Here is a 12,902-nt window from a genome sequence, read left to right as displayed (position 1 = left end):
GAGGCAGCCGATCTGCGCAGGCAGCTCGACGAGGCGACCGACAGCTGACCGTGTACGGGTCTGCTGCTGTCTCTGGTGAGCCCGCAGTGCTTTCGGTAGCGTCAGGTGCACCGTTGGCCGTCATCGATTGGGGACGTCACCCACGTGTCACACATTGAGAAGATCACCGGTGAGCTCAAGGCCCTCATGGCGGGCGTCGAGCGGGCGCAGGGGTTGACGGCCGCTGCCGACCGGCAGGCGCAGGAGGTGGCGTTGCGGGCCGCGAGCGCCGGCTTCCTCGCGGTCGCGGCGGGCGTGGCCCGGGTGCGTAGTGCTCTCTCGGATGTACAGGGCGGTCTGGGGAGGCTCGGGGGGTCGATCGGTGAGGCGACGAAGGCCGTCGCCGCCGTACCCCAGCAGGCCACCCCGCAGGAGACGATCGCCGCACTGACGCCCGTGCAGAGCGCCGTCGGCGGCGCCCGCGACGCGGCCGGCGGTGCCATCACCCGGATCGGTGAGACGCAACAGCTCGTCACCACGATCCTCCAGGGCGGCCAACCCGGACCCCTGCTACAGGCCCTGGACGGCATCAAGCAGGTCCTGATGCAGGTCGTCGCCCGCACCAGCGGCGCACGACAGGCCATCGAGGCGGCGATCGCCGAAGCACAGAGGGTGGGATCAGCGGGAAACTGACCGGGGCTGGAGGTCAGCCGACGACCAGCCCTACCTGTCTCCGTGACCCGCCGTCCACACCTCGTGCCGTCGGCGACATCACGTCGGGTGGCCGCAGCAGCGGTGATCCCTGGTCCCGCCCGTACACGGAGGCTCTCCCACCGGCCCGAGGACCAGGACTCCTGCTCGGTCAGACGACATGGGGCGGCGTCCGTTGGAGCTTGGGAACGAATGCGCCGATCTGGTCGCCGGAGAGAGCTACCGGGTCCACCGGAACACCACGCCACAGGAGATCGCCGGCGCACGACGACACACAGGCGATACGGGCGATCCGAACAAGGAGGTCGGTCACGCGGACGTCCGCGTGCAGGGCGAGCAGGTCGCGGATCTGGGCGACGCGTTGCTTGCCGTGCCGGTCGATGGTGTCGGGCAGTTCCTGCGACAGCGGTGCCTCCTCGATCATGGTGAGACTCCCGAATGGCAGGGTGAGCGCGGATCGCGTCCTCGACCGGTGCTGGGACGACCTGCTCCCCGGACGCCGTCATGATGAGTTCCTTTTCCGGCCGGTGATGTACACGTGGTCGGGCCACCGCCCCGGGCAGGCGATGGCCCGGTACCCCGACGCCGTCATGGCACCGCACCAGCGCCGCTCGCCAACAGCGCAGACGCCGAGTCAGTCAGCCACCGGCGGAAGGCCAGAGGCCGGGGTAGGTCGATGCGGGCGCGGTGGGGTCGGCTCCCTGGCCGGAGGGTAGCTCGGGGCAGAGACGCCGGTAGGGCTCCGACCCGACGTGGTAGGCCCATTCGCCGTCGGTCAGGTTCCGTCCCGCTCGGCGGCAGAGCTCGGCGGGCCAGGTGTCCGGGGTGGGGGTGAGGCGGGCGGTGTGGTCCCAGGAGGCGGTGGCCAGCGTCCTGCCGTCCGGGCTGAAGGCCACCGCCGTGACCCAGCCGACGTGACCGGCGAGACCGACGATCGTCCGGCCTCGGTCGCGGTCCCACAGGCGGGTGGTGCCGTCCCGGCTGCTGGTGGCGATGGTCTGTCCGTCCGGGCTGAACGCGACCGCGTTCACCTCTGCGGTGTGTCCGGTCAGGACGGACGCCACGCGACGGGCGGCAATGTCCCACAGCAGGGCGGTGCCGTCGGCGGGGGCGATGGCGAGGGTCCGGCCGTCCGGGCTGAACGCCACCGCGTTCAGGTGGCCGGCCCCGGGCGCCAGGGTGACGATGGTGCTGCCGGCGTCAGAGTCCCAGAGCCGGACCGTGCCGTCGGTCGAGGCGGTCGAGGCGGTGCTGCCGTCGGGGCTGAAGTCCACGGCGTCCACCCAGCCGGTGTGGCCGGTCAGCACGGCTGACGCACGTCGGGTGGTCAGGTCCCACAACCGGGCCGTTCCGTCGGTGGACGCGCTGGCCAGGAGCTGGCCGTCGGGGCTGAACGCGACGGAGGCGACGCCGTCGGTGTGCCCGGTGAGGGTGGCCTTCTGGTGGCGGGTGCTGGTGTCCCAGAGTCGGATCCGGCCATCCTTGTGCCCGGTGGCAAGGGTCGTACCGTCCGGGCTGAACGCCACGGTGAAGACGAAGCCGGCCCGGGCGTCGAGGACGGCGAGCTGACCGTGCCGGGCGGTGTCCCACAGGCGGACGGTGCCGTCCCTGCTTCCCGTGGCGACGGTCCGGCCGTCCGGGCTGAACGCCACCGCGTCGACGTAGCCGGTGTGGCCCCCGAGCGTGGCGACGGACCGGCTCGTCCTCGTGTCCCACGTGCGGGCGGTGCCGTCCCGGCTGCCGGTCACGACGGTCGTACCGTCGGGACTCGTCCCCACGGCGAGCACCTCGTCGGTGTGGCCGGTGAGGGTGGCCAGGGGCTGGTGCGTGGTGGTGTCCCAGATCCGCGCGGTGCCGTCCCAGCTTCCGGTCACCACGGTGCGGCCGTCGGCTCCGAACGCCACGGCCCGCACGACGCGGGTGTGCCCGACGAGACTGGCCCGGGACTCGTGGGTCGTGGCGTCCCAGATCCGCGCGGTGCCGTCTGCGGAACCCGTGACGAGGGTCGTGCCGTCCGGGCTCAGTGCGACCGCGAAGACCTCGCCCGTGTGGCCGGAGAGGATCGTCGTCTGACGGGTCGCCGTGTTCCACAGCCGGGCGGTGTTGTCGTCCCCGCCGGTGGCCAGGATCAGCCCGGTGCGGTCGAAGGTCACCGCGTTCACCGGGCCGTCGTGGCCGACCGGCACGGGCCGGGAAAGGCCGGTGCGGGTGTCCCAGAGCCGGACGGCACCGTCGGCGTGCCCGGTCGCGACGGTCGTACCGTCCGGATGGAAGGCCACCGCGTTGACTGCGGCGCGACCCGTCAACGTGCCGAGGGGTCGGTGGGTGGTCGCATCCCACAGTCGCACGGTGCCGTCGACTCCCCCGGTCGCCAGCAGGCGTCCGTCCCGGGTGAAGGCGATCGCCGTCACGGCACTGCCCTGGGTGAGCACGGCGGTCGGGCCGGCGGTCCACAGCCGTACGGTGCCGTCGTCGCCGCCGGTGGCGACGGTGCCGCCGTCGGGGCTGTACCCGACGGCGGTCACCGCGCCGGAGTGCCCGATCAGTGGCCGCGCGACGTGCATCGGGGCCGAGAGTGCCGCCTGCGCGCTGGCCACGGTCTGCGCCGTCACGGAGTGGCCGAGCCCGGCCAGCGCCAACAGGTTCGCCAGGTCAGGCCGGGTCGCCAGCACCGCGCGCGACTGGGCGGCCAGACTGTCGGCGACGGCGAGGTCACGTTGGGCATTCGCCGTGACGGTCTGCACCACGGCGAGGACGGCCAGCAGGCTGACCGTGACCAGGCCCGCGACCAGGCTGCCGATGGTGACCCGCAGCCGCCGCCGGCGGCGGGTGTGCTCGCGGGTCTGCCGGGCCAGGCTGGCGGCGAGGAAATCGCGTTCGGTCCCGTTGAGGGCTTCGGTGTCCCGGTCGGCCCAGCCCGCGAGCAGACTGCCCCGGTACAGGAACGCGTCGTCCTCGCCGTGCGTCGCCCAGTCGGTGGCGGCACCGGTGAGGCGGCGGTGGGCGCGTAGCGACTCGCGGTCGGCGGCGAGCCAGTCCCGAAGCGTCGGCCAGCCCCGGATGAGCGCCTCATGGGCGATCTCCACGGTGTCCTCGCCGATCGTCACCAGCCGGGCCGCCGCGAGTCGTTCCAGGACGTGCGCGGTGACGGCGTCGTCGCCGAGTTCCGCGCGGGCGACCCGCCGGCGGGTGTCTTCGGTGCCGTCGCCCAGCGCGGTCAGCCGCAGCAGGATCCGTCGGACCGCCCGGCGGTGCTCCTCGTCCAGCTCCCCGAACACCCGGTCGGCCGACTGCGCGAGCGCGCCGTCCAGGCCGCCGGCCGCCTCGTAGCTGGCCAGGAACAGTCCGGCGCCGCGCCGCCGCCGCCAGGTCTCCCACAGGGCGTGGGAGACGAACGGCAACACCGCCGGCCGGGACGCCGCCTCGGCGATGATCGTGGCGACGAGGGTCTTCTCCACCATCAGCCCGGTCCGGGCCGCCGGTTCGGTGACGGCGACCGACAGCTCCTCGGGCGTCATCGGGCCGACCAGCAGCTGCGCGTCCTGCAGCGCCGCCACCAGCTCGGGCACGCGGGCGCAGTGCGCGTAGAAATCGGCCCGCAACCCGATTACCACCCGGGTGCGGCCGCCCACCTCGCCCGCCACCGCGAGCAACGCGCGGATGAAGGTCTCCCGCTCGGACTCGTCCGCACAGAGGGAGAACACCTCCTCGAACTGGTCGACGATCAGCAGAACGTCGACGCCCGCCACCGGGTTATCCGCCAGCTCCCGCACCGGGTGGGCACCGGGGGTGATCACCACGGTCCGCACCTCCTCGTTCGCGCACCAGGCCGGCAGCAGACCGGCCCGCAGCAGGGACGACTTACCCGAGCCCGACGGCCCGACCACCGCGACGAACCGGTGCCGGGCCAGCCGGTCCGTGAGGTCGGCGACGAGGCGGTCCCGACCGCAGAACAGGTCCGCGTCGTCGGGTCCGTAGGCGGCCAGGCCCAGGTACGGCGGCCGGTCCCCGGCCTGATCGGAGGCACCGGTCGCCGGTGGCGCCGCAGCGTCCAGTTCCGCGACCGCGCTCCGCCAGCGGGCCGTCCACTCTTCGGGGTCGCCATCGCAGGCGCGGGCGTACGCCACCGCCACCGCCAGGGTCGGCAGCCGGTCACCCGCAGCGGCCTGCGCCAGCGCGGTTGCCGAGTAGTGCGCCCGCTTGGCCAACACGCGGTACGTCGGATTGCCCGCTGACTGCCGCAGCTCCCGTAAGGCGACGGCGAACCGCTGCGCCGGCCCCTCGCCCGGATCCACCGGACGCTCCGGACGCGGCATTTCCCACCCCCAACGACAGATGCGAATGCTATCAGCGGCCGTCGTCGAATCGCCTGGTCGGCGGTTGTTTAGTTCCCGCATCCGGAAACCGGACAACCTCGATACACAGAAGCGGCCGAATCGGTTGTCCACTGTTGTTTGTCCATACCGCACTCCCGAAGCCGGACAACCCGCCGCCCACTAGACACAGATCCGCAAGCCGCGTCACCGCGTCCGAAGGGAATCTGATGTCGTTGCCCGTCACGAGCGCCACGCCACCACCGGGCGAGCCACCCGAGCCGTCGTCCTCAGCGTCGTCCTCGACCGAGCCTTCGTCGCCCGAGTCCGGGCCGCCCGGAGCCACGCCCGCGCCACGGCCCCGAGCGGCGATCACCGCCACCGCGGGCGCCGCGATCGTGGCGGCCGTCGCGCTGTCGTGGGACCGGCCGGGCATCGGGTGGCTGTTGACCGCTCTCGCCGTCGCCACCGCGATAGTGGTCTCGGTCGGCCGAGGTTTTGTGTGGTCCGGTCGTACTGCGGTCCGGGCCGGCGAGGCCGTGGCCGTGGTGGCGCTGATCGCCGTGGGCGCGGTGCGCGCGGCGGAGTGGCTGTTCGTCCTGTGCATGCTTGCCGCTGGGGTGGTCGGCTGCGTGGCCCTGGCCGATCGCTGGTCGGCCGGCAGCCTGGTGGCCGCCCCGCTGCGGGTGGTCGGTTCGGTGCCGGCCGCGCTGCGATGGCTGCTCAGGGACGCGATCAGGATCCAGGTTCAGGATCGGGGCGCGGCCCGACGGACCATCATCGCCGGGCTGGTAGCGGTGGCGTTGCTGGCCGTGTTCGGGTTCCTGCTGGCCGAGGCGGACGCGGCGTTCGCCGAGGTGTTGTCCGTGCTGATCCCGTCGGTCGACGGAAGCAGCTTGGTGCGGTGGCTGGGGTCGGCGGTGGCCGCCGTCGTGGTGACGGCGGTCGCGGCTTACGGCCTGCTGACCGGCACGACCGTGCCCGAACCGGGGTCGCGGCTGGGGCTGGTCCGGCGGGTCGAGTGGGCCCTTCCGGTCGGCGGGCTGGTCGCGCTGTTCGCGGGCTTCGTCGCGGTCCAGGCGACGGTCCTGTTCGGCGGCGGTGAACACGTGGCGAAGACCGCCGGGCTGACGTACGCCGAGTACGCCCGAGCCGGCTTCTGGCAGCTACTGGTGGTCACCGGGCTCACCGTGATCGTGGTGGGCGTGGCGGCCCAGATCGCGCCCCGGGCCACGGCGTCCGACCGGGTGCTGCTGCGCACGCTGCTGGGGCTGCTGTCGGCCCTGACCCTGGTCATCGTCGCCTCGGCCCTCTCCCGGATGGCGGCCTACGAGCAGGCGTACGGGTTCACCCGGCAACGGTTGCTGGTGACCGTCGGCGAACTGTGGCTGGGAGTGCTCTTCCTGCTCATCCTGGTGGCCGGGATCAAGCTGCGGGGACGATGGGTGCCCCGGGCCGCCCTCGCCGCGGCCGTCGGCGCGCTGATCGGCCTGGCCGTGCTCAATCCCGACGCGTTCATCGCCCAACAGAACGTGAACCGGTTCGCGAAGCACGGGATCGATGTGCACTACCTCAGCACCCTGTCCGCCGACGCCGTTCCGGCGCTGCGGAAGCTGCCGGAGCCGTACCGCTCCTGCGCGCTGGCCGCGATCACCAACGAACTGACCGGCGGCTCGGCGCCCTCGTCGGGGTCCGACCGGCGCGACGCGTGGCAGGAGTGGAACCTGGGCCGCGCCACCGCCCGGGCCCACCTCGGCGATGAGGCCCTGGGTCCGTGTTCGGCGGCGTACGGGCGGTACGACCTGCCTGACGCTGACTGAGCTCCCGGCCTGACGACGCTCTGCGTGTGTGTCCGTCCAGATGGCGAGCTGGACCGGGGCCGGCCCCGGTTGCACGCCGGTGGCAGTCATTCCGCATGTCGATCGCCGCGTAGGTACCGGGTGACCATGTTCGCCAGCTCGCGCTCGAATCGTTCGACCGGGATCGGTCGGGGGTCGGCCATCAGCTTGTGCGTGTTGATCTCCACCGTGAACACGATGAGTTCGGCTGCCGTGTCGAGGTCGGTCACGCGGACGTCCGGGTGCAGGGCGAGCAGGTCGCGGATCTGGGTGACGCGTTGCTTGCCGTGCCGGTCGATGGTGTCGAGCAGCTCCTGTGACAGCGGTGCTTCCTCGATCATGATGCGCAGTAGCTGTGGGTCCTCGCTGTGGTTGTCGATCGCGTCGCGGACCAGGGCCCGGACCGTCGCTGCCAGGGTGCCCGGGGACAGGTCGAGTTCGTCGGCCCGGGTCCAGGTGCCGCGGTCGATGTGCCGTACCAGCAGCGCGGCGAGGATCGCGTCCTTGTTCGGGAAGTACTGGTACAGCGATCCGATGGAGATCCGGGCCCGTTCGGCGATGCGGTTCGTGGTGCCGGCGGCGTAGCCGTACTCGCTGAAAATGTGAGCAGCGGCGGCCAGGATGCGTTCCCGGGTGAGCTCGGCCCGCACCTGGCGGGGCTCGCGACGAGGCTGGAGACGACGGTCGGCTGACGGCATCCGATGGTCCTTCCGGGGCGCGGAAAGCGAGTAGGCAAAGAACTGAGCTATTGCTCATAATAGTGCCCTGAGCTGCTGAAACAAGGTGTCGTCGATTCGGTGCACCGACAGCCGACGGCACCTTGCGCCGGCTACGTGGTTCACCCCGCGCCCGGCTGAGAGGAACCGTAGTGCTGCATCGACTCACGACCGTGGACGAGGTCGAGGCGCTCGTCGGCCGCCCGCCCTCCGCGGTCATGCTCAAGCAGGTCGGCGCCCTCGACGCGGGCTGCCGCACCGTCCTGGCCCACAGCCCGATCGCGGCGTTCGGCTACCGCGACACCGGCGGCACGAGCCGGACGACGTTCGTCGGCGGTGTCGCCGGGTTCGCCCACGTCCACTCCCCCACGCGGATCTCGTTCGCCCTCCCCGGGGCCGACGCCGCCCCCGGGCCGGCGTCGATGTTCTTCCTGATGCCCGGCGTCGGCGAGGTCCTGCGCGTCAACGGCACGGTCACCTCCCAGCAGGGAGCACGGACCACGGTGGCGATCAGGCAGGCGTACGTGCACTGCGCGCAGGCTGTCCTCCGTTCCGGCCTGTGGCAGCCACCCACCGCGACCGCGCCGGCCCCGCAGATCGCCGCCGACGAGCCGCTGGGGGCACCCGGTGTGGCCGAGTTCCTGGCCGCAGCGCCGTTCCTCGCCCTGTCGAGCTGGGATACCGAGGGCGGCAGCGACACCAGTCCCCGAGGCGACCAGGGGACGGTGGTCCGGGTCCTCGACGGTCGGACGCTCGTGCTCCCGGACCGCAGGGGTAACAAGCGCGCCGACACGCTGCACAACCTGTTGCAGGACGAGCGGCTCGCCTTCGCCGCGCTCGTGCCCGGCCGAAGCGGGGTGCTGCACGTACGCGGGAGCGGCGGGATAACCGACGACCCGGCCCTGCTGCGGACCCTCGCGCTGCGCGGGCTGGCACCGCACGCGGCGCTCGTCATCGACGTCGAGCACGCCGAGGTGGCCGGCAGCGACGCGGTGGCCCGGGCCCGGCTGTGGCATCCCGGCGCACACCTCGACCGCAGGACCGCGCCGGATCTCACCATGATCGCGTTGGAGCATCTCGCCGCGGGCTCGGCGACCGCGCCGGGCGGGCCGCCTGCGGTGCTGGTCAGGGTCATCGGCGCGATCCCGGGGCTGTCGCGGTTGCTGCGGGTGGTGATGCGCCGCGCCTACCGCTCCGGGCTGCGTAAGGAGGGCTACGCCGACATCGCGGACGGGCGGCGACCCGACGGCGACCGGGCCGGGAGTCCGTTACGGGAGGTGCGCGTCGTGGAGATACGGCGGGAGACGCCGACCACCGTCACGCTCGTCCTTGAAGACGCCGCCGGGCGGCCAGGCGGTTTCGCGTTCCGGCCCGGCCAGTACTTCACGCTCGTCGTCGAGGTCGACGGCCGCCCGGTCCGGCGCGCCTATTCGGCCTCGTCCGCGCCGGGGGCGACGCGGCTGGAGGTCACCGTCAAGCACGTCGAGGGAGGTCGGCTGTCCAGCCACGTGCACCGGGTGCTGCGCGTCGGGGACCGCCTGGCCCTGCGTGGCCCGTCCGGGACGTTCCACACCGAGGCCGAGCCGCCGGCCGAGATGCTGCTCGTCGCCGCCGGCAGCGGCGTGACGCCGATGATGAGCATGATCCGTACGCGGCTCGCCGACCGGGCCGGCCGTGACCGGATCGCGCTGCTCTACAGCAGCCGGGACGCCGGCGAGGTCATCTTCTCCGCCGACCTCGACCGGCTGGCCGCGGAGCACCCCGACCGGCTGTCCGTCACCCACGTCCTGACCGGCCGGGACGGCCGACTCGACGCGGGTCGCCTGGTGGACTGGTTCACCGGCCGCACGCCGGCCGCCGACGCCCACTACTACGTCTGCGGTCCCGAGGCGCTCATGGGCACCGTGCGGAATGTGCTGGCGGGCCTCGGCGTGCCGGACGCGCGGGTGCACCACGAGACGTTCACCTCGGGTGCCGGCACCACGATCGCGACGACCACGCCGCAGCCGATGACCGTGGAAGCGGCCGGGCAGACCGTCGGTACGGGGACGGTCGAGCCCGGCCAGAGTCTGCTCGACGCGGGTCTCGCCGCCGGGATCGACCTGCCGTTCTCCTGCACAGTCGGCAGCTGCGGCGAGTGCGTCGTGCGGCTTCGCCACGGCGAGGTCGTGTTGAGCGAGCCGAACTGTCTCACCCCGCAGCAGCGGGCGGCCGGCTACACCCTGACGTGTGTCGGCCAGCCCCTGTCCGCGGTGACCGTCGACGTCGCCGACCAGGGGCGTTCCACGACGAGTGGCCGAGGCTGATCTGGACACCGGTGGCAGATCGTCGGGGTTGCAGGTCGACGGCGTGGTGGTCACGCCCGGGCTGGGGACTCGACGGGCGCTTCGTGGTCGCCGGCGGAGTCGCACTGACCATGATCGGCGTCCTGCCCTTCGTCTTCGCCGACCTCCACGGAGGAGAGCTGCTGCCGGCCGGCCATCTCCCGCAGCACAACCGCGCTCGACGCGAACCAGCTCGGCCCCGCCGCCGAATGACAACCCCGCTCACCAGGGCCCGTCCCACCGCGAATGCCCTGAGCCCTCGTAAGGAGAAACGCTCATGCCTAAAGCACCGGCCCTCGTCGGCAAACTCGCCGAGACCTTTATGGGGCGTCGAGCGCGCGTGCTGCGTGCTGCGCAGATCGCGCCTCACTTCCTGAAAGTCGAGTTTCACGCCGAGCCGCCGGCGGGCGGGTGGCAGCCCGGCCACGAGGTGCAGGTTCGCGCCACTCCGACAGAGGGACGCCGCTACAACGTCCGCACTGTCGAAGCAGCCGACCGCATCACCATTCTCGCCGTCCTGCACGGCGACGGACCGGGTGCGCGCTGGCTGCAGAACCTGCGCCCGGGGACGGAAACCACGCTGTTGGCCGGTCGCTACGTCCCGTTGAGGGTGACCGGCACTCGGCGGCTGCTCATCGGCGACGGCTCCGCGCTCGGAACCCTCGATGCCGTCGCCAGCGCCGCCCCTCACGCGCCGACCGTTCTGGTCGAGGCTCCGTCCGACGCGGTCGACCAGCTCCGTGAGCGATGGCCGCGTTACCGATTCCTCGCCGCGCTCGCAGACAATCCTGGGGCCACGATCCGCTCGTGGCTCGACGAGTCGATTCGCCGCGAGGAGCTCACTGGTATCGACGGCGCGCTCCTGCTCGGGCATGCCCAGTCCATCCAATGCCAACGAGAAGCACTCGTCGGCGCAGGCCTCCTCGACCGACGCGCGATCACCACGCGGCCCTACTGGGCAACGGGAAAGGTCGGACTGTAGCCGGAAACGAGCAAGCGCGAGCTGGATCGCTGGCCGGCCACTCGGTTGATGCCGAGCCGGTCCCGCAGCACCCGCAAGCCGCCCTGGTAGCCGCAGGCGGGGATCTCGGCGTGCGGGTCAGCGGCCTGGTGGACGCCGTCGGTAAGACGTTGCCGCAGGCAGGAGCGGAACGGGCGAGGCCGCCCGGCAGTTCAACGGAGGGGGCTCCAGCAGCACGGGCCTGGCCTACTCGCCTACCGACAGGCCCTGATCACAGCGGACGACGGCGGGTTCGACGTCTGGATGCTGCTGGAGTGCACCCGAGGACCGGCGGCCTGCCGTGAGAGCCGCGTGAGTCCGCACAGGCCGCCTCGTCCTGGCCGCCCTCGCCGTCCTGACGATCTGCGCCGCCGACGCCACCGACGACGACCCGGCCGACACCAGACTGATCACACTCACGGTCAATGGGGTCCGCCGCCAGTGGTACTCGTCCTTTCCGTCGCGTCGCCGGAATTCTCGGCGCCGATGACGGAGGCGAGAAAGACGCCCCACCGCGAGCAGTACGACGACGAGCGCGACGAGGGCGACCGTGAGAGCGGTCCCTCCCACGTCGATCCGCGCCGACGGGCCGGCCCGGCCCGCGCTGAAGAGACCGCGCGCACCGGCTCCCCAGCAGATGACCGCGAAGAACAGCAGTTCGTTGCTCCACAACAGTAACGAGTGGCCGTGTTCGACCCACGCCGACATCGCGACGGCCTCGGCAGGCGGGTCAGGAAGAAGCGACAACAGCAGGAGGGCTACGGCGGTGAGGAGTGCCCCCACGATCATCAGCCAGTGGTGCACCCGTAAGTCGACCGCTTGGCGCGGCGTCATGTCTCGTACCAGCGGACCGCCTGCGGTAGCAGTCATCTCTCTACCGTGCTCTGCATACTCCGCCTCCCGTGAACGATCGGGTTGAGCAGTGCCGACGTCGCGCGTCCTGGAACTCTGGCGATGATCCGAGCGGCGGCCGCCCTACTAGGTGTCGCACTTGCCCCAGTTGCCGAGTGCGACGATCGCCTCGCGCAGGGCGAAGCCGCGATCGGTCAGCGCGTAGGCCCGGGTGTTGTGACGAAGGGGCAGGCGGATCAGCACGCCAGCCGCTTCGAGCTCGCGCAGACGTGTCGCGAGCATGTTTGTCGGCACGCCGAGGTCGCGTTGCAGATCGCCGTAGCGTTGTGGCCCGTCGAGCAGCCGTTCCACAATGAGCAGGGCCCATCGTGCTCCGACGATGTCGAGGGCCGCGGCGAGGTCGCTCACGCGGTCGGATCGGCGTCCGCCTTCATCCAGAACGGTGAGTAGTGGTAGCCGTCGGGGTCGTCGAACTGGCGCTGGTACATGAAGGGGTAGTCGTCGGTGTCACCGATCCGCCCGCCAGCAGCGCCGGCGCGTTCGACGAGCTCGTCGACCGCCTCCCGGCTGCCCAGGTCGAACGAGACCGTGACCTTCGAGGGCGTCTGAGGTCCGCCGATCAGCTCTTCGACTCCGCCGACGCTCGCGTACATCTCGCGGCTGCCGAGCATGACGTACTGCTCCGGGGCGATCGCGAAGCACGACACGTTGTGGTCGGACATCTCGGCGTTGAGGGTCCAGCCGAGGGCGGTGTAGAAGGCGGTTGCGCGCTCGACGCTCTCGACCGGGCAGGTGATGAAGAGGCTCATGCGGGCCATACTTGCAAAATGCAAGTGAACCGTCAAGCGGTGTTCGCCCCGCACTAGGGTCGGCGACTGCCTGCGTCGACATGTCGTCGGCCACCGCGTGCGGCGTCAGCGGCGGCCTGCACCACGGCTACAAGGTTCTGTCAGGTGCTTCCCGGGTCGCCTCGCTCCTCGTGGTTCCTCCTGGCTCCTCTGTCACCCGATATCCGGGGGACGTGGGGGGGCGTCGAGGTGCAGGCGGTACCGGACGGTGTGGGTGCCGTCGCGCCGTAGGGACGCCTTCCGGTCGGTGCTGGGGACCGGTGGCCCGTTCGACGGCCTTGATGTCGGCCCGGGTGAGGGGTCCGGTCCGGCCCCGGCGGA

At 71.8% G+C, this 12,902-nt stretch carries 11 protein-coding genes; 4 read left to right on the top strand and 7 right to left on the bottom strand.

The window, feature by feature from the left end; genetic code table 11:
• The first annotated feature begins 144 nt into the window (after window positions 1-144).
• Window positions 145-672, top strand: coding sequence for a DUF6244 family protein (locus tag H1A17_RS07385; protein ID WP_145922707.1), 528 nt, complete (start codon window positions 145-147; stop codon window positions 670-672).
• 169 nt (window positions 673-841) lie between these two features.
• On the opposite strand, the gene H1A17_RS34300 is transcribed toward H1A17_RS07385, so the two are convergent.
• The 3 genes from H1A17_RS34300 to H1A17_RS07370 form a co-directional block, all read right to left on the bottom strand.
• Window positions 842-1,114: a hypothetical protein gene (locus H1A17_RS34300; RefSeq protein ID WP_228543095.1), complete on the bottom strand. Its 273-nt coding sequence runs from the start codon at window positions 1,112-1,114 to the stop codon at window positions 842-844.
• A 214-nt stretch (window positions 1,115-1,328) separates the two neighbouring features.
• A complete protein-coding gene (locus H1A17_RS35520) occupies window positions 1,329-4,985 on the bottom strand; it encodes a WD40 repeat domain-containing protein (protein ID WP_194821467.1) in 3,657 nt (1,218 codons plus the stop codon).
• 52 nt (window positions 4,986-5,037) lie between these two features.
• A complete protein-coding gene (locus tag H1A17_RS07370) occupies window positions 5,038-5,385 on the bottom strand; it encodes a hypothetical protein (protein ID WP_194821466.1) in 348 nt (115 codons plus the stop codon).
• A gap of 16 nt (window positions 5,386-5,401) precedes the next feature.
• On the opposite strand from H1A17_RS07370, the gene H1A17_RS07365 reads away from it, so the two are divergent.
• On the top strand, window positions 5,402-6,823 hold the full coding sequence (locus H1A17_RS07365) for a DUF4153 domain-containing protein (RefSeq protein ID WP_194821465.1): 1,422 nt from the start codon (window positions 5,402-5,404) through the stop codon (window positions 6,821-6,823).
• Window positions 6,824-6,909: 86 nt separating this feature from the next.
• Here H1A17_RS07365 and H1A17_RS07360 read toward each other — a convergent pair whose 3' ends face one another.
• Complete coding sequence (locus H1A17_RS07360) at window positions 6,910-7,539, bottom strand: TetR/AcrR family transcriptional regulator (protein ID WP_145919126.1); 630 nt, start codon at window positions 7,537-7,539, stop codon at window positions 6,910-6,912.
• A 170-nt stretch (window positions 7,540-7,709) separates the two neighbouring features.
• Here H1A17_RS07360 and H1A17_RS07355 point away from each other — a divergent pair, with 170 nt between their 5' ends.
• Entirely contained in the window at window positions 7,710-9,863 is a 2,154-nt protein-coding gene (locus H1A17_RS07355; protein ID WP_309236720.1) for a 2Fe-2S iron-sulfur cluster-binding protein, read from the top strand.
• Between the two features lie 295 nt (window positions 9,864-10,158).
• Window positions 10,159-10,863: a hypothetical protein gene (locus tag H1A17_RS07350; protein WP_194821464.1), complete on the top strand. Its 705-nt coding sequence runs from the start codon at window positions 10,159-10,161 to the stop codon at window positions 10,861-10,863.
• Between the two features lie 225 nt (window positions 10,864-11,088).
• Here H1A17_RS07350 and H1A17_RS07345 read toward each other — a convergent pair whose 3' ends face one another.
• The 3 genes from H1A17_RS07345 to H1A17_RS07335 all read right to left on the bottom strand — a co-directional run bounded on the left by H1A17_RS07345 (window position 11,089) and on the right by H1A17_RS07335 (window position 12,542).
• Window positions 11,089-11,751: a hypothetical protein gene (locus H1A17_RS07345; protein ID WP_194821463.1), complete on the bottom strand. Its 663-nt coding sequence runs from the start codon at window positions 11,749-11,751 to the stop codon at window positions 11,089-11,091.
• A 108-nt stretch (window positions 11,752-11,859) separates the two neighbouring features.
• The gene (locus H1A17_RS07340; RefSeq protein ID WP_145919123.1) at window positions 11,860-12,141 is read right to left on the bottom strand and encodes a helix-turn-helix domain-containing protein; all 282 of its coding nucleotides are present in this window, start codon (window positions 12,139-12,141) and stop codon (window positions 11,860-11,862) included.
• The gene (locus tag H1A17_RS07335) at window positions 12,138-12,542 is read right to left on the bottom strand and encodes a VOC family protein (RefSeq protein WP_194821462.1); all 405 of its coding nucleotides are present in this window, start codon (window positions 12,540-12,542) and stop codon (window positions 12,138-12,140) included. The genes H1A17_RS07340 and H1A17_RS07335 overlap by 4 nt, the downstream gene beginning before the upstream one ends.
• Window positions 12,543-12,902 lie beyond the last annotated feature (360 nt).

The organism is Micromonospora sp. S-DT3-3-22, from assembly GCF_015354745.1.
In the GTDB taxonomy this organism is placed as follows: Bacteria; Actinomycetota; Actinomycetes; order Mycobacteriales; family Micromonosporaceae; genus Micromonospora; species Micromonospora wenchangensis.
The sequence above is the reverse complement of the archived record's forward strand: the minus strand, read 5'-3'. Positions and strand labels throughout refer to the sequence as shown.